General features: G+C 56.3%; 1 pseudogene. It reads right to left on the bottom strand.

The features are described from left to right. Positions 1 to 39: 39 nt before the first annotated feature. A pseudogene (locus EN818_RS33030) lies at positions 40 to 462 on the bottom strand (hypothetical protein); the annotation flags it as partial.

Below are 462 nucleotides of genomic sequence, written 5' to 3'. Positions count from 1 at the left end.
CACACCATTTCCGATCGAACATGAACAATCAGCGGCCTCTCATGTCTCCGCACCTGCGCAGGTGCCCTCGGGTGAAGGGTGATCATCGCCGAACATTGGGGCAATTGAGAGCACGAGAGAGACGGGGGTTCTGACAGGATCGTCAGCAAGGAAAACATCAGCCGCATGTCCGCAACCGTCGACGATTGTCTCATGGCGCGCGGCTATATTCTGCGGCGCTTTGCAGCTACGGTTTCCCAATGCGCTGCCGGAACTGAAGAAGCCAATCCCGGCGTAGTCGCCGCACTCATCGAGTTCATGCAAAGATGCTCCAACGTTTCGAAAAGCCATAGGCTGCCGCTCGCCCGTTGCTCTTGCTTTATCAAGCACCTGGAAAGCCCAATAATGCGCGTTTTCCTCGTAGTATCTCGCATCGCTAAGACAAAGTGCCGGCATCAGAAGACCCGCATCCTGCAGACGCCG

This window comes from Mesorhizobium sp. M3A.F.Ca.ET.175.01.1.1 (assembly GCF_004791945.1).
Lineage (GTDB): Bacteria > Pseudomonadota > Alphaproteobacteria > Rhizobiales > Rhizobiaceae > Mesorhizobium.
The sequence above is the reverse complement of the archived record's forward strand: the minus strand, read 5'-3'. Positions and strand labels throughout refer to the sequence as shown.